Raw genomic sequence first — 22,493 nt, 5'->3', positions numbered from 1 at the left:
ATAAAATGTAATTAGTAGTATAATATAAAATGTGATTATTAAGAAAGGTTGGAGAAAAATGTTATCACCAGTTGCAATAAAATTAATAAGAATGATGCCAGAAGGGATAATTATAAAAATAGCAAAAAAAATAGTAGATAATTATATAAGAAAATATGCTAATATAACTGTTAATGGAGCAGATAATATAGATAAAGTAAAAAAACCAAGAATATTTGTATGTAATCACTTGAGTAATTCGGATGGATTAGTTTTATCAAAAATGCTAAAAGAGAAAAGTGATCCACATTTTGTAATGGGAATAAAATTGTCAGAAGATCCAATAACGAAATTAGGAACTCAGATAGTGAAGAACATACCAATAAAGCCCAATTCTGCTGATAAGGAAGCTATTACAAGAGTTGTTAAAACTCTTAAAGAGGGAAATGATATTTTAATATTTCCTGAAGGTACTAGGAGTAGGACAGGTGCTATGATAGAAGGTAAAAAGGGAATTCTGTTATTTGCAAGGATGGCGAAAGCAGAAATAATTCCAATTGGTATGTCTGGAACAGATAAGTTATTACCTATAAGTAAAAGTGGCGATATGGGAGCAGAGAAATGGCAGCATGCTGATGTTACTATAAACATAGGTGAAAAAATTGTATTTCCTGCTAAAGAAAAGGATGAAGACAAACATGAATATGATAATAAATGTATGGATATCCTAATGAGGAGTATAGCTAGTCTTTTACCTGAAAGTTATAGAGGAATTTATAAGTAAGGAGATTACAAAAGATATGAAAGCAAGGACAAAAAAAATTGTAGATATATTAAAAGAGACATATCCAGATGCAAAATGTGAATTGAATTATGGAACACCACTACAATTGCTTATAGCTACAATATTGTCTGCTCAAACAACAGATAAAAAAGTAAACGAGGTAACGAAAGATTTATTTAAGGATTATCCAGATTTAGATTCTCTTTTAACATTAACAAACGAGGAACTTGAAAAAAGGATAAAACAGATAGGTCTATATAGAAATAAATCTAAAAATTTAATACTTATGTTCAATCAACTTAAGGAAAAATTTAACGGAGAAGTTCCAAAGACAATGGAGGAAATAACTTCACTTGCTGGAGCGGGAAGAAAAACAGCTAATGTAGTTTTATCAAATGCCTTTAATGTACCATCTATTGCTGTAGATACACATGTTTTTAGAGTATCAAATAGATTAAAACTTGCAGATTCGGAAAATGTTTTAGAGGTTGAAAAACAATTACAAAAAGAACTACCAAAGAAAGAGTGGACTCTTATGCATCATCTACTTATATTTCATGGAAGAAGATGTTGTAGTGCTAGAAATCCTAAGTGTGGGGAATGTCCAATAAAGGATTTATGTAGTTATGATAATAAAACTAACAGATAAAAGAATATTTATAAAATTTTCATGAACCACAATTAAGACAATTTATAGTCAAAGTGGTTCTTTTAATTGTGCCGTTAATTTAATAAAATAAAGATAAGTTAGAATGAATAAATTTAATTAACAGGAAATATTAATAAGTATTTTGGAGGTAATCTATGAAAATTGGAGTTATAATGGGTGGTATATCATCAGAAAGAGAGATATCATTGCAAAGTGGAAAATCTATAATTGAAAATATAAACAAGGAAAAGTATGAAGTGTTACCAATTGTAATAGATAAAAAAGAAGATATAATAAATAAATCTAAAGGGATAGATTTCGCACTTTTAGCTTTACATGGCCAATTTGGAGAGGATGGAACAGTTCAATCCGTGCTTCAAACACTAGGTATACCATATTCAGGGTGTGGGCCTTTAAGTAGTGCTATGTGCATGGATAAAGATGTATCAAAATCCGTTTTAGAGGCAAATGGGATTAGAACTGCTCCTTGGATTAACTTAAGAAAAGGTGATAATATAGATTTCAATAAAATAAATGAATTAGGATATCCAGTTGTAGTAAAACCTACTCATGGTGGATCAAGTGTTGCAACATTCATAGTTAAAGAAGAGAAGGAAATTGAAAACTGTGTTTCAGAAGCTTTTAAATGGGATAGCGAAGTTATGATAGAAAAATTTATAAAAGGTGATGAAATAACTTGTCCTGTATATAATAATAAAATGCTTCCAGTAATTGCAATTAAGCCTAAGGCCGAATTCTTTGACTTTACATCTAAATATCAAGATGGAGGAGCAGAAGAAATAGTGGTTGAGCTAGAAGCAGAGTTACACAAGGAAGTAGAAAAGATGGCGTTAGAAACTTATAAGGCACTTAAATGCGAAGTGTATTCTAGAGTTGATATGATAGTTACAGAGGAAGGTGTACCATACATTTTAGAAATAAATACTCTTCCAGGAATGACTAAAAATAGCCTAATTCCTAAAAGTGCAGCAGCTTTGAATATAGGATTTTCAGAACTGATAGATATGATTATACAGGATTCATTGAAAATAAGAAGATAGTATATGAATTATAAAACTTTTTGAATATTTATAACATTAAAATTGAAAAACTACTTGTTTAAGAATACCTTAGACAAGTAGTTTTTATCATAATTTCTATTGAAAACAATCTGCAAATCTTCCTGTAAAACCTTTTAGAAAATATAACTTATATTAAGACAACTTAGTTATTGTTTCTTCTTGCAATCTTTACATACGCCCTTCATAACCAAGTCATGATCTGTTAAAGTGAAGCCAGTCGCATTTTGAACTAATTCCTGAATTTGAAGCATAGGACAAGGGATTTCAACTTCTTTGTGACATATATCACATTCCAAATGATGCCTATGAGTTTTTCCTTTTAGCTTATATGAAAAGACTCCATCATTTAGAGTTATTTTTTCAATAATTTCTTTTTCTTCAAATAATTCTAAAGTTCTATAAACCGTGCTCAAATTTATATTTATATTGTTGCTTTTATAAATCTGATATATTTTTTCAGCTGACAAACTGTTTTCAGAATTTTTTAATATACTTAGGATTTCTGTTCTTCCTTTAGTTATTTTAATTCCTTTATTTTTAAGAATTTCCTTTGGTTCCATTTTCATATCCCCTAACAGCTAAATATTAAATATATTATATCACATATATTTAATATCTTAAAAAAATATCATCTTAAAACCAAAAAATATAAGAGCTATCCCGCCAAAAAAATTAGCATACGTTGTAACAAATTTTATCTTTTTAATGTATCTGCACATAAAAAAACCTACTGTACATGTAAATAAAGTGATTAATCCAATCAAAATTGAATCAACACAAAGTAGTAGATTGTATGAAATCTCATGAAATGCAGTGAATCCTATAACTAGTGCATCTATACTAACTGATATTCCAAGTATTAAACAAGTAGTATTCTTTATTAAAATTTCAGTTTCTTTTTCCTTAAAGCCATCTATTATTATAAGAATTCCTACGATTGCCATAATTATTCCACCAGCAATGGAAGGGATGCATGTAATATAAGTATCAAATAAATATCCTAAACTTCCACCTACATATGTAAATAAAAACTGAAAGAATGCAAATGATAATAAAAACTTTATTTTATGGATTCTATTAATTCTAGGATTTAGACCGATTCCTAATGTTACGCCAAAAGCATCCATGGCCAGTGCAATTCCTATTATTATAATGTCGTACAAATTCATTTTCTCTTCCTCCTTTAAAATTAGACTTACTCTATAATAATTAAAGTTTTTTTAATATATGCAAAAATTTTAAAAAAAGTCTTTATTAAATCTTTTTTTTGTTGTATATTAATAAATAGTGTATTACTATTGGCTAAATAGTATAGCATATTTAACCAAATTAGTATAGCAAACAAGGAGGAAATTTCATGTCAAATTGTATAATAGCTCAATCTGGGGGGCCAACAGCAGTAATTAATTCAAGTGTAGTAGGACTTTTAAATGCTAATAAAGAACTAAAAACTTTTGAAAAAGTTTATGGAGGCCTAAATGGTATTGAGGGTATATTAAATAGAAATATAATTGATTTGTCATCAGTTTCAGAAAATGAAATAGATAATTTTAGATTTACTCCATCTTCAGGACTTGGATCTTGTAGGTATAAATTAAAAGATTTAGATTCTTGTAGTGAAGAATATGAAAGTTTAATAGAAATACTTAGAGAATATGATATAACGTCATTCTTTTATGTTGGTGGGAATGATTCTATGGATACCATAGCAAAGCTTTCACGATATGCAAAACAAAATGATATTGGAATAAGTTTTATAGGTATACCTAAAACTATTGATAATGATTTAAAATTCACTGATCATACTCCTGGCTTTGGCAGCGCAGCAAAATTCATTGGAACAACAGCGCTTGAGACATATTTAGATGCATCAGTTTACATAAACAACGGTATATTTATTTTAGAAACAATGGGAAGGGATACAGGATGGCTTGCAGCTTCTGCATGTATTGCAAAGCTTGATGGAAAACCAATTGCAGATTTTATATATCTTCCTGAAGCAGCTTTTGATAAAATTAAATTTTTAAATGATGTTAGGCAAAGATTTGAAGAACAAAATAAAGTGTATATAATTGTATCAGAAGGAATAAGAGATAAAGATGGAAGATTCATTTCTGAATTTGATTGTGTTTCTCAAGATAAATTTGGACATGTTCAATTAGGAGGTGTATCTGAATACTTAAGAAGGATAATTCTTGATGCTGGATTTACAACAAGAGTAAAAGCACTACAACTTGGGGTTCTTCAACGTTGTGCAATGCATTGTGCTTCAGACACTGATTTAACAGAAGCGTATAATGCTGGAAAGATGGCTTTACAATATGCTTCACAAGGAGAATCAGGGAAAATGGTTAGCATTAACAGGTTATCTAATGAGCCTTATGAAGTGAATTACCCATTAGTTAATGCAGAAGATGTAGCAAATAATGTTAAGTATTTCCCTATAGAATGGATTAATAAAGAAGGTAATTTTGTAACACCTGAAGCGTGCTCATATTTTGAGCCATTAATCAAAGATTCTCCTAATTTAGCTTTTGAGAGAAATCTTCCAAAATATAAGGTATTTAATCAATAGATAATAAGTATAAAATAATAAGCTTAGATGTTTTAATATTTAACTAATAGAAGGATGTATATATGAAGAATTTCATTTATACATCCTATAAATTAATAGAATTTTCAATAGTATAATAAATTTTATTATACTATTTATTTTTAGTTCTAAATCAAGAAAATTTGTTATTTTATTTTTCGTAAAGAGATATCTTCTAATACATTTAAAAAGGTATCAACTTCTTCAATTGAATTATATAATGCAAAACTTACTCGTATCATTCCTAACATTTTTTTGTCTGGATTATCAAGGAATTCTTTAGCTTCATCTTCACTTACGTTCATGAGCCTTCTACAATATGGATGGGAACAAAACCAGCCATGTCTTACAGAAATTCCTTTCTTTTTAGCCAAGATATCAGCTACATCATGATGATACATATCCTCTATATTAAAGGTAGCAATTCCAAGCCTATCACTGATGTTTTCAGTATCTCCATAGTTTATAATTTTAGGGATTTTCTTAAGTCCTTCTATAGTGTGCTCTAAAAGAAGTCTTTCATGTTTTTCTATATAGTCGTATCCAATGGTATTAATAACTCGTAATGAATTAACTAAGCTCATTACACCCAAAAAATTTGGTGTTCCTGCTTCATTCTTCTCTGGTGGTGTAAGAAACTTAATCTCTCTATCCATTACTAATTCAACGGTTCCACCACCTAAATAATCTGGATCTGCATCCATGAAATCCTCTTTTAATCCTATTATGACTCCTATACCAAAGGGAGAATAAATTTTGTGCGACGAAAATACCAAGAAATCAATTTGATCATCATCTGTGTCCCCGCTAATATTAACTCTTGTGTGCGGTACAAGTTGTGCACCATCTACAATCAATTTGGCACCATATTTATGAACCAGTTTTGCTATAAAATGAATATGATTTATATAACCAGTTACATTAGAAGCTCCAGTAAGAGATACATATTTTATTTTACCATTGCTTTTCTTTAGTTTCTCTTCCAACTCTTCAAGTTTAAGTCTGCCTTGTTGATCTACTTCGATATAATCAACGTTACCTCTTTTTCGCCAAGGCAAATCATTTGAATGATGCTCCATTCTAGAGGTTAATACTATTTCGTCTGGAGTTTTAGTAAGAGTTTTTGCTAGTTTGTTTATACCTTCAGTTGTATTACTAACGTATATTACAACATATTTATCTTTATCTTTTACATTGAAAAAATCCAATAAAAAATTTTTAGATTCTTTATATAAATTGGTGGTTATTTCAGCTTTTTGACCTGTTCCTCGTCCTATAGAAGCATAAGTATTGCTCAATTGTTTTATATATTCAATACTTGACTTAATAGGCGGAGTTGTAGCTGCATTATCAAAATTTATTCCATCTATACAGTTTCCATCTGAATCACACACTTTTTCATCTAATCCAACAAATAAGTCTTTAATGTTTTCCTTATTTTCTATCTTCATATGCATCTCCTCCAATATATATATTATTCCTATAATATATTTATTGTTCGCTTAAGAGGGCTGTAAAATTCATATCTTTTTCTTTCCATTTTGTACTATATATAATTGTTATGCATATTAATTAAGAGAAGCAAATATTATTTATTTATAGGAGGTAGTTTAAAATGAACCCTGATAAGAAGTATATGTCTCAAGTCAGCTCGAGTGATAACGATATTAGATTTGTTCCACCAGCATTTATGAGTACAAATATCTACGAAAAAGCTTCGTTTGGTATTGATGATAATAATCGTAATTTAGATTTATTTCCTTCCGAAACAGGCATGCCTGAATTATGTTATTATTCCGATAATCAAAATGAGGGAATTAGTAGTGGTCTCAATTTTAATAACATAGCTAATAATGAAATACCTACTACTTTTGATGCACTAAGAGGTCTTGATTTAGATTTAAATGAAGAAGATCTTGAAAGAAATAATTCTGATAATGATGTGAATAAAATTTATGCTAGAATTGAAAGAAGACATCCAGGAATATTCGCGACTCTTTATTCATATAGAATTCCTCGTCCGATAGTTAGAGTAATTATAAAAAGGTTGATAAAACTTACATTATCATATTGCGATAAAAATAATAACTATTAATAACCAGTTTAACATACAAAAATATCTTGAAGATTTACAACTACTATAATGTAAAATCTTTAAGATATTTCTTTACATAGCTTTTAAAAATAGGTTTCAATATATATGAGTTACACGCTTATCATAGCTAAAATTTTTTTAAAAAGTATTGGTTTTATACTTTCGATATCTGTTGGTTCTTTCAATATTATAGTAGTAAAACATATGCTGCCAACTAATTCAAAAATCATAAATAATGTCATTTCAGCTTCTTCTTCGTTCATTCCCGATTTAGTTAGGTTTTTTACAAAAATATCTAGAACTTTCTTTACATCATTATATGCTTCTGGTTTCATTATTGCCTTTCTATAAAGTCCCCATGAAATATTCTTATTAATTAGCTTCAACAGAGAAACATTATCTTTTAAATAATTTATTATATAATCGATAAAGAATAGTGTACGTTCTTTAAAATCTTTGCTTCCAAAAGCATTTGTTTTAGCTAATCCTTCTCGTATTATTGCATTACTTTTTTGAAGAATTAATTTATTTAAAATATCGTATTTATCACTGAAATACAGATAAAAAGTTCCTTTTGCTACTTTTGCATTCTTAGTTATATCATCGATCGAAGTTTTTTCTATGCCATTTTTAAGAAATAAATCATATGCCGCTAAAAATAACTCTTCCTCTTTTAATTGTTTTTTATTCTGGGTAAGAGATTTGTTGTTATTCTTTAAAGTCATATTTTGCCTCCAAATTACGTGTTTAACTTATTATAAAGCAAATTAAATAATAATCCAAATTTTACGTAGAGATAATAAAAAATTATCAATTAACTCTTAATATAGTTAAATTGATATAACACCGATAAGATAGTATAATTTAGTAGAGAAAATTTAGTTAAACTATTAATCCATTATATATAGGATTTACGTTTTAATATTAAATTAAACCTTTATAGTTTAAATTCTGGATTTTCGTATGAAATACTGGAGGATAAAAAATGATTGTATTAAGTTGTAAAAATATATGTAAAAGTTATGGTATAAATACTATTTTAAAAGATGTAACATTTTCAATAAATGAAGGAGATAAGGTTGGTATAATTGGATCAAATGGAGAAGGAAAAACGACCTTATTTAAGATATTATCAAAAGAAATTACGCAAGATGATGGAGAAGTCTTTATAGATAAAAATAAATCTTTGGGTTATCTTGCTCAACATTTAGCATTAGATTCATGCAAAACGATTTATGATGAAATGCTCATTGTTTTTGAAGATCTTCAAAGGTTAGAACGGAAGATTACAGAGTTAGAAGCTAAGATGAATGAAACGTATGATGAAAATAATGCTTCATATCATGAGAAAATTATAAAAGACTATGGAACTGCCCAAGATCTGTATCAAAACAGAGGTGGATATACATATAAGGGAGAAATATCTAGAGTTCTTAAGGGATTGGGATTTAATGAAGGTGACTTTGATAAACTAATTTCAACTTTAAGTGGAGGGCAGAAAACTAGAGTCGCACTTTGTAAGCTATTACTTTTAAATCCTGATATATTATTGCTTGATGAGCCTACAAATCATTTGGATTTGGAAGCAATTGAATGGCTTGAAGAATATTTAAAAACTTATAAAGGAACTGTAATTGTAATTTCCCATGATAGATTTTTCTTGGATTCTGTAACGACAGCAACATTTCAGGTTATAAATGGTCATGTGAATTGTTATAATGCTCCATATACAAAATCTTTAGAACTTATGAAGAAAGATTATGAGGCTAAATTAAAAGCTTATAATTTACAACAGACGGAAATAAAAAGACAAGAAGCAATAATAGAAAAATTTAGGTCATTCAATAGAGAGAAAAGTATAAAAGCAGCTGAAAGTAGAGAAAAGGCACTTGATAAAATGGAAATTGTAGATGCTCCTGATAAAGAAAAAACCGCATCTAAGATTAAATTTGAGGCTTCCGTTAAAAGTGGATATGATGTGCTTCATGTGGAAAAGTTGGCTAAAAGCTATGGAGAAAAGAAATTATTCGATAATTTATCTTTTGATTTAAAAAGAGGAGAAAAGATTGCGTTAATAGGTGAAAATGGCCGGGGGAAAACCACACTTTTTAATATAATAATGGATAAAGTTAAAAGTGATTCAGGAGTTAAGGTTTTAGGAGTAAATGTTAATGTAGGATACTATGATCAGGAACAATCTAATCTTGATCCTAATAAGACAATATTAAATGAAGTATGGGATGACTTTCCAGAGTTAACTACAAGTGAACTTAGAGGATTTCTTGGATCATTTCTTTTTAGAGGCGATGATGTATTTAAAGAAATAAACAAGTTGAGCGGAGGAGAAAGATGTAGAATAAATCTCCTAAAATTAATGTTATCTAAATCAAACTTACTTCTATTAGATGAACCTACAAATCATTTGGATATTCCTTCGAGAGAGGCTCTTGAAGAAGCAATTTTAAGCTATGATGGTACATTAATTGTAATTTCCCATGATAGATATTTTTTAAATAAAGTAATTAATAGAATATTGGAATTAGAAGAGCATGGAGTCAATGAATATCTTGGGAATTATAGCTACTATACTGAAAAAAAGAAGAATCCACAGAGATTTGAAACATATGAGGGGCTAGCATCTGGAAAGACAAAAACTCAATTAAATGAAGAAAAGAAAAAGAAAAAGGCTCTAGAGAAAGAAGCTAAGGCTAAGCAAAATGAAATTAAGAATATAGAAACTAATATAACTCAAAATGAAGAAGCTCTTGAAAAGTTACAGGAGGAACTTTGTAAAGAAGAAGTTTATTCTAATCCATCTGAAAGTGAGAGAGTAAATAAGGAAATTAAGAATCTTCAAGAAACTATTGAAAAATTATATGAAAAATGGGAAGAGCTTTCTAGTTAGTTTAATGTGAGATAGACTAACAAGTTATAAAGAGAAAACTGGGAGAAAGACTATTAACATTATAAATAAAGGCATGTTTTGTGTATGGTGCAAATGTGAACTTAATTACAGTTTATTAGGTTTCATAAACTATGACAATGCATGCCTTTTATCAGGAAATTATATGTGTATTATATGCACATATAGAGAATATTTTAATTATTTTGATAGTCAGACATAAAAATATGCATGAACATATTTTATAAAATATTAAGAACTACTAGTAATTTTTTTTAAGATATTTAGGTTAGAATGAAATTATAATAGAATTCAGATATAAAATTTTTAGATTGGAGATGGAATGTTTGGAAAAAGGAACTATTCTAATTGTGGATGATGAAAAGGAAATAAGAGATTTAGTTGATATATATCTTAAGAGTGATGGATTTAATACTATAAATGCATGTGATGGTTTGGAAGCTATTAATTTAGTTAGAGATAATGATATAGATTTAATTATATTAGATGTTATGATGCCTAACTTAAATGGAATAGAGACTTGTTTAAAGATTAGAGAGATTAAAGAAATGCCTATAATAATGTTATCTGCGAAAAGTGAAGATATTGACAAGATATTAGGACTTAATATGGGAGCAGATGATTATTTAACGAAACCATTCAATCCATTAGAGTTAGTTGCAAGAGTCAAGTCACAACTTAGAAGATTTCATATGTTTGGTAAGAACACAAATATGTTAGAAGTAGAAGAAGAAAATATAATACAAATAGAAGATCTTAAAATAAAGTTAGAAACACATGAAGTATTGTTAGGCGATAATATAGTGAAACTTACTCCAACAGAATTTGATATATTATCATTGTTAGCTCAAAGCCGAGGTAAAGTATTTTCAATAGAAAATATTTATGAGAGTGTTTGGAATCAGGAATTCATGACTTCTGATAACACTGTTATGGTTCATATAAGAAAAATAAGAGAGAAAATAGAAGAAAATCCAAGAAATCCTCGATTTATAAAGACTGTTTGGGGGGTAGGATATAAAGTTGAGAAATAAAGATGTTGGAAGGCATAGAACTTTTAGCAATGACATTCCAAATTCAAAATTACTACAGTATACTGAAAAATTAATACGAAGTATAAAAAAGAGAATTGAGAAGAATATAAGATTTGAACTTATGATGGTTATAGGAATATGCTTTTTAGTAGCATTTATCTTTTATAGTTTTTCTAATAATCTTTTTAAGAGAGAGCATACTGAGCCGCAGATAAAATATGATTATGATTCTATTGAGAGGTCTGCAAATGATTTGGCTAAACAAATAGAGTCTCAAGAAAATTTGAAATTAGAAGATAACGATAAGATTAATGATATTTTAGAAAATGTATCTGATGGAGAGGAAAGTTATATAACAGATTTAGATGGAAAGGTGTTATATAAAACTAAAAATGTTGCAGAGGAAAATATAGATATTTATAGTGCACTAAAAAGTGCAATGACAAATGTAAATAGTGAAGAGATTGGTGAACCAAGAGAAAAAAGTTATATAATGCCTCTAAAGATAGGAACTGATAGGGTGTATTTAATCTATTCAAAGATTCCAGAAGCAAGGATAACATACAATACAATTAGCACGTCAAATTCATCTTTAGCACTAATTCTTACAGTTATAGTTTTTATAGTTTTATTTGTTGTAATAACTAATAATAAGATGAAATATTTAGATGAGATTGCAGTCGGTCTTAAGATAATAGCAAGTGGTAACTTGAATTATAGGATAGAAGAGAAGGGTACAGATGAAATTAAAAATATAGCTTATAATATAAATCAAATGGCTAAAGAAATTGGAGAGAAAATTAGTGCTGAGAGAGATGCAGAAAAAACAAAAGCAGATTTGATAACGAATGTTTCTCATGATTTAAGGACGCCACTAACATCTGTGATGGGATACATAGGGCTTGTTATTCAAAACAGGTATAAAGATGAAAAAGAAATGGAGGAATACTTAAACATAGCATTCAATAAAGCTGAAAGATTAAAGCTACTAATTGATGATTTATTCGAGTATACTAAGCTAAATAACAGCGGAATAACACTAACAAAGACTAAAGTTAATCTAGCAGAATTTCTATCACAATTAATAGAAGAATTGACACCGTTACTTGATGAAAATAAATTAACGATATATAAAAAATTCGAATCTGAAAAAATCTCAGTTTCTATAGATACATTAAAGATGCTTAGAGTTTTTGAAAATATAATAACAAATGCAATAAAATATTCGTATAAACCAGGAGAAATATTAATAGGATTATATGAGAAGGATGGTAAAGCCATTGTAGTTTTTAGAAATAAAGGAGACCATTTATCAAAAGAAAAAAGTGAAAAATTATTTGATAGATTTTATAGACTAGATGAATCTAGAAATACTAATACAGGAGGATCAGGTCTTGGGTTAGCTATTTCTAAGAATATAGTAGAATTGCATGACGGCAAAATATGGGCTGAATCAGTAGGAAATAATATAAGTTTTTATGTACAACTAAACCTATAATTAATTACTAAATTATAGGTACTTTTTCTGTTGTAAATTAATATTTATATTAGAGAAGTATTTTTATGTGGAGGAAATATGCAAAACAAAAATCCTAACAGTCGTTTTGGAGTAGACATAAATGAATATACAACAAGTGTTCAGTTTAACGTATTGGCAACAAAAGTAGATTTTTTGTACTTGAGAGCGTCAGGATCTGCAACAGGAAGGTTTAGGGTTGATAGAAAGTTTGTAGATTATGCGAAGAATAGTAGGAATTATGGAATCCCAGTTGGAGCATATCATTTTTCTATGCCATCTTATGATCTAACAGATGCGGATAGACAATGTGATGACTTTATAAATACACTGCAGCAGGGGTTCGGAAACAATGATTATGGGGATTTGTTTCCTGTAATAGATGTAGAGGCACCTTTGGATAAATCAATAAGTACAAGAACATTAATTGATTGGATTGATAGATTTAGAAAAAGATTTGAAAGAAAAACTAGAAGAAGGCTTATGATTTACACAGGAACAAATTTTATAGAGCTTTATGATAATTTTTATATTCCTGGACGTGGCTATCCACTAAAAAATATGCCACTATGGATTGCAATGTATACAAGTATCCCTATTAATCCTGAATTCCCTCCTAATGTTGGAGGCTGGACCAGATGGAGGATATGGCAATATAGTGAAAGCCAAACTGTACAAGGAATTGGGAATCCTGTTGATGCAAATTGGGGACCGGATAATGTAGATTTATTAAGGCAGCCTCGTGTTGTTACTGGATTAAAGGCAGCGTACCAGAATAGGAACATAAATGTTTCTTGGAATAGAAATCCTGATGTAGATTTATTGGGATATAACATTTTTGTAAATAGAGAATGGGTTGGAACTGTTGATGAAAATGCTACAAGTTATTTAATAACTAGTAATAAGGTAAATACTCAGAAGAATGCACCAGTAGAAGTATCAATTGAAGCTTTTGATTATGATGGAGAAACTTCAAAAACTCGTGCAAAAGTAAATCTATAATAAATAGTATCGTATTTCAGCTTATATGGGAATATAATCATATTTCTATTGATAGTTGGAATATGATATAATGAAAACATTGATGACAATTTGAAAAATATGTAAATTATCATCGATAAATGTACTCAAAATAAATATTAAACATAGAAGATGTATGATATTTAATTCCTTGAAAGGAGAATAAGGGAGTGGAAAAACGCACCGGCAAAAGAGCAAACGCTTCTAAAAACAATTATAATAAAAAGAAGAAAATTATGCTCGCAATATTTACATTAATTATAGCAGGAGCTGCTGCACTAATTGCATACTCAATAGCTATAAAAGGTATAGTTAAGGAGTGGGATGATAAAATATATCCGGGAGTAACTGTACAAGAAGTAAATATTGGAGGAATGACTAAAGAAGAAGCTAAGAATAAGCTTACCGAAACATTTGTAACATCTATAGAAAATAAAAAGTTATCTATTAAAATAGAGGACAAACAATATGAACTTATTTACTCTGATATTAATCCTAAATATGATATAGATGCAACTGTTGAAGAGGCTTATAAACTTGGAAAAAAAGATGGGGTCTTAAGCAGATATATAAGCATAAAGAGTAATAATAGTAAGAGCAAGGAGGTTCCAATCAAATTTTCTTATAATGAAGAAAATTTGAAGGAATACGAGGAAAAACTTCAGATAGCTGTTAATCAACCTGCTAAAGATGCAGCAGTTAGCATACAAAAGAATAATATTGTGATTAAACCAGAGACAGAAGGAAAGACAGTTAATTTAGATACACTAGATCAGAAGTTGAAAGAAAATATAAATGGAGATATTAATTCTGATAATTCAGTATCAATTGATTTAGAAGTAACAAAACCTAAAATAACTCAAGAAGATCTATCCAAGATAAAAGGAGTAATGGGTACTTTTTCATCAAATTATTCCACATCGCCGGAAGGAAGATGTAATAACATAGAAATAGCTACTTCAGCAATAAACGGAACAATAGTTATGCCAGGAGAAATATTTAGTTTTAATGATGTTGTAGGACCTAGAACAGCTGAAAGAGGTTATAAGGAAGCTGGAACATATGTTGGAAATAAAATAGAACCCGGAATTGGTGGTGGAATATGTCAAGTATCGACCACTATTTATAGAGCTGCTATGAAAGCAAACCTAAGGTCTATTGAAAGAACAAATCATTCCATGGCTGTTGGTTATGCACAACCTGGGCTTGATGCCACTGTTTCATATGGATATTTAGATTATAAGTTTAAAAACACATATGATTTTCCTATATATATTCAAGGGAATACGTCAGGTAAAGTAGTGACTTACAGTATATATGGAGATCCTAGTGCTTTAAATGGAAGAACATATGATATGGCAAGTGAAATTCTTGAAACAATACCACCAGAAACAAAAGTGGTAGATGATAGCAGTTTACCAGTGGGACAAGAAGTAACAGAGGGAGCTGGAATGACTGGTTATAGAGCAAGAGCATATCAGATAACTTATGAAAATGGTTCTGAAGTGAATAGAGAAGTAGTATCAACAGATACTTATGCAAGTGTAGGAATAGTAGTCAAAAAAGGAACTCAACCCGTAGATGCGACTCAACAGCCAGAAACAACAGCAGAGCCGCCAGCAGCTCAGCCAACAGCAGAACCACCTGTAGCTCAACCAACACAATAGGTAAAAATTTAATATTTACAAAAAACTCAAAGCATATTTTCTTTAGGAATTATTAAGATGAATTAAAGAAAGTATGCTTAAGTTTTATTCAAGGACAAGATAACTTTAATATATTGAATAATTTACTAATTAGAATATGTAATAATATACATTTAATATTGAAAGATTCTTCCATGACTATATAATTATTATTTTTGACTTGTTATGAACCATATAGTATAATTTTAAATTAAAGTGAAATAATTTTTGTACAAAATAGGAGAAGGTGACGTTTTGAATTTAAATATAGTATTATATGAACCTGAGATACCTCAGAATACTGGAAATATTGCAAGAACTTGCGTTTTAACAGGCAGCAAGCTGCATTTAATAAAACCTCTTGGGTTCGAAATAAATGAAAAGCAAGTGAGAAGAGCAGGTTTAGATTATTGGAAAGATTTGGAACTAGAAATACATGATAGCTATGAAGAATTCTTGAAAAAATATGGTAATAAAACAATATATTTATCCACTACACATGGAGAAACGCATTTTGATGAAATTTCCTTCAAAGAAGGGGATTTTATAATGTTTGGAAGAGAATCTAGTGGAGTTCCTGAAGAAGTGCATAATAGACATATTGGATTTAGGGTTCCAATGATAAAATCAAGTACTAGAAGTTTAAATTTATCTAATACAGTAGCTATAGTGACTTATGAAGCTTTAAGGCAGATAGGATTTCCTAATATGAAATAATTGAAGAGGAATGAAGATATATGGAAAAGATAAAAATTATAACAGATAGCACTGCTGATCTGCCAAAAGATATATATGAGAAATACGATATAGAAGTTTTGCCATTATTGATAAACTTTGGTGAAGAAAGTTATCTAGATGGCGTTGAGATAAATACGGATGAAGTTTTTGAAAGAATTAGAAATGAAAATATACTTCCAACTACAGCTCAAGTTACTCCGAATAGATTTGTTGAAATATATAAGAAGTACTTAGCGGAAGGATATAAAATTATATCAATTCATATGTCTTCTGTGATGAGTGGAACATACCAATCGGCATGTATTGCTAAGGAAATGCTAGAAAGCCAAGATATAATAGTTGTTGATTCTCAGAATGTAACAGCCGCTTTAGGAATACTTGTATTAAAAGCTGTTAAGCTCAGAGAAAATGGTTATAATATTTCAGAAGTTGAAGAAAAATTAAATAGCATTAGAAATAAAGTTAAGCTTTCAGTTTACTTTGATTCTTTAGAATACCTCGTGAGAGGCGGAAGAATTTCAAAAACTGCTGGCATGGTTGGTGGAATGCTTGGAATAAAATTAATACTTGAAATAAAAGATGGTATAATGTCAGTTAAAGATAAAATTAGAGGAAATAAAAAGGCGATTAAGAAAATTATTAGTGATTTAGAAAACGCGACGTTAGATGATGAAGTACCTGTAATATTGATTGACGTAAATAATATTGAAGTAAAGGAAGCACTTAGAACATATATGAAGGACAATGGTGTTAACTTTATTGAATGTCCAGTTGGATCAACTGTATGTATACATTCTGGACCTGGCTGCTGTGGATTAGTCTTTTTAAATAAATAAATTTAATTAATAAATAAAAAACATGCTTTTAGCTACAATTTATATTTAAACATAGTTGATATAAGTAGTATATAAGCATGTTTTTATATTTATTTTACCAGACCTAATTTTCATAGTTACATATAGTGGACTTGCAATATTTACAGAATAGGAGGTATACTAATAGAAAGAGAGATCACTTCAATAAATTTAATGAATACGTTTAATTAAAAATAATTTATATAAATTATAAGGAGGAAACTTATGAATTTGGATTATAACATGAAGATGACCCAGGAACAGAGATTAGTACTCACTCAAAATATGCAACAATCCATAAAGCTTTTACAAATGTCTCTTCATGATTTGAGAGAATATATTGACAATGAATATTCGGAAAATCCAGTGTTAGAGGTTAATGAGGAAATAAGCTCATATGATGATGAACAGATAAACAGAGACGTTAATATAGAAGACAAATACGATCATAAAAAATTAGTTGAAGAATTATATTCTGATAATTACAAGGATAGATCAGAAACAAATTATTCTAATGAAGAAGTTTCGCCATTAAATTTCATTGAGAAAAAAGTATCACTAAAAGAATATTTACAAGAGCAGTTGATTGAAGCCGACATAGATCAATATATGTTAGATATATGTAATTATATTGTTGAATCATTGGATTATAGAGGCTATTTGGAAATATCAACAGGAGAACTTGCAGAAGAATTGAATATACCTGAAGAGATAGTTAATAAGGCATTAGAAGTGGTACAGGCGTTGGAACCATATGGAATAGGTGCTAGGAATATCAAGGAATGTCTGCTTATCCAGAGTCTAAAATTAAATATTTTAGATGATGTAATAGAAAAGATAATTTTAAATCATTTAGAAAATATTGCAGAAAATAAATATGAAACTGTGGCAAAGGACCTTAATATAAATCCAAGAGAAGCTCAAAGATATGGTGATTTAATAAAAAAGCTGGAACCTAAACCATCAAGAGGATTTTATACAGGAGAAGAGGTTAATTATATAATTCCTGATGCTGAAATAAAGAATGTTGATGGTGAATTTTTCATTTTGATGAATGAAAGTGTTTTGCCAAGACTTATGATAAATAAAACATATAGAGATGTTTTAAGAAATAATCAAGATTCAGAAACAAACACTTACGTTAAGGAAAAAATTAATCAAGCACTTTTCTTAATTAAGTCAATAGAGCAAAGGAAAAATACATTATATAAGGTGTTAGAATGTGTTGTTGAAAAGCAAAATGATTTCTTTAAGTTTGGAAGACAGTATATAAAACCTTTGACATTAAAAGAAGTTGCAGAAATAATCAATCTTCATGAATCTACTGTAAGTAGAGCAATTAAAGATAAATATGTTTTAACAAGTTATGGAACAGTTAAAATAAAAGATTTATTCGCAAGTGGGTTATCCTCAAATAATAATGAAGATATGGCAACTTCAAAAATAAAAAATGAAATAAAGAAAATAATAGAAGAAGAGAATAAAAGTAAGCCTTTGTCAGATCAACTAATAAGTTCTATGTTAGTAGAAAAAAATATGAATATATCTAGAAGAACTGTCGCAAAATATAGAGAGGAATTAGGTATTAAATCATCTTCTGCAAGGAAGAGATTATAAAAATTCCATAAAATAATTACTTTGAAATTTTAATGTTAAAAATTCAATTGTCAATATTCAATTACGTTTTAAGAATATGTTAACTTTGAGTATAGTAATATATAAAGTTCATGATTACTTTTTCTGTAATTAATATTGACAGTTGATAAAATGGTTCTTGAATTCAAAAATACTATTTCACATAGCTATCATTAAGCGTAATAATATTAAATATGAAACGCTGTATAAAACTAGAAAAAAGTTTGCTAATAATTTATTTTGTTAGGGTTTTTTTGTTTTTTTTGAAATATTATAAAAAAAGTTTTCCTAAAGACTTTAAAATTTCAAAAAGGTGTTTTATAATAATAGATGTGGGACGTAATGAAATGATATGGGACACGTAGTGACCAAAGGAGTGTTTGAGTTGCAGGAAATATTAGAATTACAAAAGAAGATAGTTCCTGAGCTTGTAAATACATTGGAGAAAAGGTATAACGTACTCAGAACAATCTTTCATAATCAACCTATAGGACGAAGAGTACTCGCTGATATGTTAAATGTTGGTGAAAGAACAGTTAGAACAGAAATAGGTTTTTTAAAAGAACAAGGTTTAATTGAGATAAATACTTCTGGAATGACAGTTACAAGTGAAGGCGTAGAGATTATACACAAACTAAATGATTTCATTCATGAAATAAAAGGTCTTTCAGAAGTTGAAAAGAAAATACAATCTTCTCTTAACTTAAAAAAAGTAATCATAGTCCCAGGAGATGTAGAAGAAAATCCTTTAGTTTTAAAGGATTTAGGAAAAGCATGTGCTAATTATGTTAAAGATGTGCTAAAAGATAATTCTATTATAGCATTAACAGGCGGGAGCACTTTAAAAGAAGTTGTAGAAGCTTTTCCAAGAGTAACAAATTTATCTCAGATACAAGTAGTACCAGCTAGAGGTGGAATGGGGAAAAAGGTTGAAACCCAGGCCAATACGTTAGCAGCCACTTTGGCAAAAAAATTAAATGGTACTTATAAGATGCTTCACATCTCAGAAAATTTGAGTCTAGATATAATAGGCACCTTGCTTAAAGAAGAGGCAGTAAAAGTTGTTATAGATACTATACATAAGGCAGATGTACTAATTTATGGTATAGGTAACGCGGTGCAAATGGCTCGAAAAAGAGGTGTACCACAGCAAGAAATTGATAATTTGATTAATAATGGAGCTGTTGGAGAAGCATTTGGATGTTATTTTAATAAAGATTCGAAAATAATCTCAGAAACTACCGCAATTGGAATTAAAATTAATGAAGCAAGAAAAATAAAAACACATATTGCAGTAGCAGGTGGGAAAAATAAAGTAGAGTCAATTATTGCAACTGAATATAACGACAATGATGGTGTTTTAGTTACAGATGAGGCAGCAGCCAAAGGAATATTAAGTAAACTAAATAGTTAAATTCAGTTATTAAATTAGTTTGTAAAATTTATTTTTATAAAAAAGAAAAGCATTATTAGGAGGTAATTGTAATGGTAAACGTAGCAATTAATGGTTTTGGAAGAATAGGAAGATTAGCTTTAAGATTAATGATTAACAACCCTGAATTTAATGTGGTTGCAATCAACGACTTAACAGATGCTAAAATGTTAGCTCATTTATTTAAATATGATTCAGCTCAAGGAAGATTCGATGGAGAAATCGAAGTTAAAGAAGGAGCTTTCGTAGTTAATGGAAAAGAAATTAAGGTTACTGCTGATGCTAAGCCTGAAAACTTACCATGGGGAGAATTAAACGTAGATATCGTTTTAGAATGTACTGGATTCTTTGCATCAAAGAAATCAGCTTCAGCTCATATCGCAGCTGGTGCTAAGAAAGTTGTTATTTCAGCTCCTGCAGGAAATGATCTACCAACAGTAGTTTACAATGTAAACCACGACATCTTAAAGGCAGAAGATACAGTTATTTCAGGTGCTTCATGTACTACTAACTGTTTAGCTCCAATGGCTAAAGTATTAAGTGATGATTTTGGATTAACAAAAGGTTTCATGACTACAATTCACTCATACACTAACGATCAAAATACTTTAGATGCTCCACACAGAAAAGGTGATTTAAGAAGAGCTAGAGCTGCTGCAGCTTCTATCATTCCTAACTCAACTGGTGCTGCTAAAGCAATCGGATTAGTTATTCCAGAATTAGCTGGAAAATTAGATGGTGGTGCTCAAAGAGTTCCAACAATCACTGGTTCATTAACTGAATTAGTTTGTACTTTATCTAAGAAAGTTACTGTAGATGAAGTTAACGCTGCTATGAAAGCTGCTGCAACTGAATCTTTCGGATACACTGAAGATGAAATAGTTTCTTGCGATATAATCGGAAGCAGCTTCGGTTCATTATTCGATGGTACTCAAACTAAAGTTATGGAAGTTAATGGAGAACAATTAGTTAAAGTAGCTGCTTGGTACGATAACGAAATGTCATACACTAACCAATTAATCAGAACTTTAGGATACTTCGCTAACTTAAAGTAATTTGAATTATATCTTAGAACATAAAGAGCGCAAATTTATGTTAAAGTAAATAAGTCTGGTTTTGTAGTATAAGGCTATAAAGCCAGACTATTTTAAAATGAAGGAATAATCAATAAAATAAATATCAGAGGTGAAAATAAATGAATTTCAATAAGAAAACAATTGAAGATATTGAAGTGAGTGGAAAAAAAGTACTAGTAAGATGTGACTTTAACGTACCACTTAAAGATGGAGTTATAACTGATGAAAATAGATTGGTAGGAGCTCTTCCAACTATTAAATATTTAGTAGAAAAAGGTGCAAAGGTTATTCTTTGTTCACATTTAGGAAAAGATGCTTCAAAATCATTAGCACCAGTAGCTACAAGATTAAGCGAAATGCTAGGGAAAGAAGTTATTTTTGCTAGAGATGAAGAAGTTGTTGGCGAAAACGCTAAAAAAGCAGTTTCAGAAATGAAAGATGGAGACATCGTTTTATTAGAAAACACAAGATGCAGAAAAGAAGAAACTAAGAACATTCCAGAATTCTCTAAAGAATTAGCTTCATTAGCTGATGTATTTGTTAATGACGCATTTGGAACAGCTCATAGAGCTCACTGTTCAACTGTTGGTGTAACTGATTATTTAGATACAGCTGTATGTGGATACTTAATCCAAAAAGAATTAAAATTCTTAGGAAATGCAGTTGAAAGTCCAGTAAGACCATTCGTTGCTATCTTAGGTGGAGCTAAAGTTTCTGATAAAATCGCTGTTATAAACAATCTTTTAGATAAAGTTAACACAATTATTATCGGTGGAGGAATGGCTTATACATTCTTAAAAGCTCAAGGATATGAAATCGGAACTTCATTAGTTGAAGAAGATAGACTTGAATATGCTAAAGAAATGGTTGCTAAGGCTGCTGAAAAAGGAGTTAAATTCTTATTACCAGTAGATCACAGAGTTGCTGCAGAATTTAAAGATGTAGAAGCTACAATTACTGAAGATCAAAATATTCCAGTAGGAAACATGGGATTAGATATTGGACCAAAGACAGAAACTTTATATGCTGATGCAATTAAAGATGCTAAGACTGTAATTTGGAATGGACCAATGGGTGTATTTGAATTCGAAAACTATAATAAAGGAACAATTGCAGTAGCTAAGGCTATGGCTGATGCAGATGCTACTACTATAATTGGTGGTGGAGATTCAGCTGCTGCTGTTAATATTTTAGGATTTGGAGATAAGATGACTCACATTTCAACAGGTGGTGGAGCATCATTAGAATTCTTAGAAGGTAAAGTATTACCAGGAATCGCTGCATTAAACGACTAATTTTAAATAATTGGTTTTGAATAAATAATATTTTCAAAAGAAGTTTATAAGTTTAGTTAGATTATATAGTGAAACTTGATAGGTAGTGATTGCCCCCTAATGA

General features: G+C 29.5%; 20 protein-coding genes. 16 read left to right on the top strand and 4 right to left on the bottom strand.

The genetic code is table 11. The features are described 5' to 3' along the window. Positions 1 to 58 precede the first annotated feature (58 nt). The 3 genes from L3B96_RS18435 (at position 59) to L3B96_RS18425 (ending at position 2,473) form a co-directional block, all read left to right on the top strand. Complete coding sequence (locus tag L3B96_RS18435; protein ID WP_023973670.1) at positions 59 to 763, top strand: lysophospholipid acyltransferase family protein; 705 nt, start codon at positions 59 to 61, stop codon at positions 761 to 763. Positions 764 to 779: 16 nt separating this feature from the next. Beyond that, positions 780 to 1,412, top strand: coding sequence for an endonuclease III (nth, locus tag L3B96_RS18430; protein WP_011967928.1), 633 nt, complete (start codon positions 780 to 782; stop codon positions 1,410 to 1,412). A gap of 155 nt (positions 1,413 to 1,567) precedes the next feature. Next, the gene (locus tag L3B96_RS18425; protein ID WP_077854122.1) at positions 1,568 to 2,473 is read left to right on the top strand and encodes a D-alanine--D-alanine ligase; all 906 of its coding nucleotides are present in this window, start codon (positions 1,568 to 1,570) and stop codon (positions 2,471 to 2,473) included. Positions 2,474 to 2,640: 167 nt separating this feature from the next. Here the strand turns inward: L3B96_RS18425 and L3B96_RS18420 are convergent, their stop codons facing one another. Then, positions 2,641 to 3,054, bottom strand: a complete 414-nt coding sequence (locus L3B96_RS18420; protein WP_011967930.1) for a Fur family transcriptional regulator — start codon at positions 3,052 to 3,054, stop codon at positions 2,641 to 2,643. Positions 3,055 to 3,111: 57 nt separating this feature from the next. Then, positions 3,112 to 3,663, bottom strand: a complete 552-nt coding sequence (locus tag L3B96_RS18415) for a manganese efflux pump (protein ID WP_011967931.1) — start codon at positions 3,661 to 3,663, stop codon at positions 3,112 to 3,114. A 188-nt stretch (positions 3,664 to 3,851) separates the two neighbouring features. On the opposite strand from L3B96_RS18415, the gene L3B96_RS18410 reads away from it, so the two are divergent. Beyond that, positions 3,852 to 5,069, top strand: coding sequence for a 6-phosphofructokinase (locus L3B96_RS18410; protein WP_011967932.1), 1,218 nt, complete (start codon positions 3,852 to 3,854; stop codon positions 5,067 to 5,069). A gap of 164 nt (positions 5,070 to 5,233) precedes the next feature. On the opposite strand, the gene L3B96_RS18405 is transcribed toward L3B96_RS18410, so the two are convergent. Continuing rightward, on the bottom strand, positions 5,234 to 6,538 hold the full coding sequence (locus L3B96_RS18405) for an aminotransferase class V-fold PLP-dependent enzyme (protein WP_238948269.1): 1,305 nt from the start codon (positions 6,536 to 6,538) through the stop codon (positions 5,234 to 5,236). Between the two features lie 164 nt (positions 6,539 to 6,702). Here L3B96_RS18405 and L3B96_RS18400 point away from each other — a divergent pair, with 164 nt between their 5' ends. Beyond that, complete coding sequence (locus tag L3B96_RS18400; RefSeq protein ID WP_238948268.1) at positions 6,703 to 7,182, top strand: hypothetical protein; 480 nt, start codon at positions 6,703 to 6,705, stop codon at positions 7,180 to 7,182. A gap of 110 nt (positions 7,183 to 7,292) precedes the next feature. Here L3B96_RS18400 and L3B96_RS18395 read toward each other — a convergent pair whose 3' ends face one another. Continuing rightward, positions 7,293 to 7,907: a TetR/AcrR family transcriptional regulator gene (locus L3B96_RS18395; protein WP_238948267.1), complete on the bottom strand. Its 615-nt coding sequence runs from the start codon at positions 7,905 to 7,907 to the stop codon at positions 7,293 to 7,295. Positions 7,908 to 8,167: 260 nt separating this feature from the next. Here L3B96_RS18395 and L3B96_RS18390 point away from each other — a divergent pair, with 260 nt between their 5' ends. From L3B96_RS18390 to L3B96_RS18340, 11 genes are all read left to right on the top strand, one after another. Next, positions 8,168 to 10,087, top strand: coding sequence for an ABC-F family ATP-binding cassette domain-containing protein (locus L3B96_RS18390; RefSeq protein WP_238948266.1), 1,920 nt, complete (start codon positions 8,168 to 8,170; stop codon positions 10,085 to 10,087). Between the two features lie 344 nt (positions 10,088 to 10,431). Next, positions 10,432 to 11,139 carry a response regulator transcription factor gene (locus L3B96_RS18385; protein WP_011967937.1) on the top strand — a complete coding sequence of 236 codons (708 nt, stop codon included), beginning with the start codon at positions 10,432 to 10,434 and terminating at the stop codon, positions 11,137 to 11,139. Continuing rightward, positions 11,129 to 12,637 carry an ATP-binding protein gene (locus L3B96_RS18380; protein WP_238899288.1) on the top strand — a complete coding sequence of 503 codons (1,509 nt, stop codon included), beginning with the start codon at positions 11,129 to 11,131 and terminating at the stop codon, positions 12,635 to 12,637. The genes L3B96_RS18385 and L3B96_RS18380 overlap by 11 nt, the downstream gene beginning before the upstream one ends. 78 nt (positions 12,638 to 12,715) lie before the next feature. After that, entirely contained in the window at positions 12,716 to 13,657 is a 942-nt protein-coding gene (locus L3B96_RS18375) for a glycoside hydrolase family 25 protein (RefSeq protein WP_011967939.1), read from the top strand. Between the two features lie 188 nt (positions 13,658 to 13,845). Continuing rightward, the gene (locus L3B96_RS18370) at positions 13,846 to 15,342 is read left to right on the top strand and encodes a VanW family protein (protein WP_238899289.1); all 1,497 of its coding nucleotides are present in this window, start codon (positions 13,846 to 13,848) and stop codon (positions 15,340 to 15,342) included. A gap of 273 nt (positions 15,343 to 15,615) precedes the next feature. Next, a complete protein-coding gene (locus L3B96_RS18365) occupies positions 15,616 to 16,077 on the top strand; it encodes a tRNA (cytidine(34)-2'-O)-methyltransferase (protein WP_238948265.1) in 462 nt (153 codons plus the stop codon). A gap of 20 nt (positions 16,078 to 16,097) precedes the next feature. Continuing rightward, positions 16,098 to 16,934, top strand: coding sequence for a DegV family protein (locus L3B96_RS18360; protein WP_065418318.1), 837 nt, complete (start codon positions 16,098 to 16,100; stop codon positions 16,932 to 16,934). Positions 16,935 to 17,177: 243 nt separating this feature from the next. Beyond that, the gene (gene rpoN, locus L3B96_RS18355; RefSeq protein WP_041894052.1) at positions 17,178 to 18,569 is read left to right on the top strand and encodes an RNA polymerase factor sigma-54; all 1,392 of its coding nucleotides are present in this window, start codon (positions 17,178 to 17,180) and stop codon (positions 18,567 to 18,569) included. Between the two features lie 370 nt (positions 18,570 to 18,939). Continuing rightward, a complete protein-coding gene (locus tag L3B96_RS18350) occupies positions 18,940 to 20,001 on the top strand; it encodes a sugar-binding domain-containing protein (protein WP_031275614.1) in 1,062 nt (353 codons plus the stop codon). A gap of 71 nt (positions 20,002 to 20,072) precedes the next feature. Beyond that, positions 20,073 to 21,074: a type I glyceraldehyde-3-phosphate dehydrogenase gene (gene gap / locus L3B96_RS18345; protein WP_011967945.1), complete on the top strand. Its 1,002-nt coding sequence runs from the start codon at positions 20,073 to 20,075 to the stop codon at positions 21,072 to 21,074. Positions 21,075 to 21,214: 140 nt separating this feature from the next. Beyond that, positions 21,215 to 22,390 (top strand): phosphoglycerate kinase, encoded by a 1,176-nt coding sequence (locus tag L3B96_RS18340; protein WP_238899291.1) that lies wholly within the window; start codon positions 21,215 to 21,217, stop codon positions 22,388 to 22,390. Positions 22,391 to 22,493 lie beyond the last annotated feature (103 nt).

Source organism: Clostridium sp. YIM B02569 (assembly GCF_022320765.1).
In the GTDB taxonomy this organism is placed as follows: domain Bacteria; phylum Bacillota; class Clostridia; order Clostridiales; family Clostridiaceae; genus Clostridium; species Clostridium beijerinckii.
Note: the sequence above shows the minus strand (reverse complement) of the source record. Positions and strands in the feature narration are given on the sequence as shown.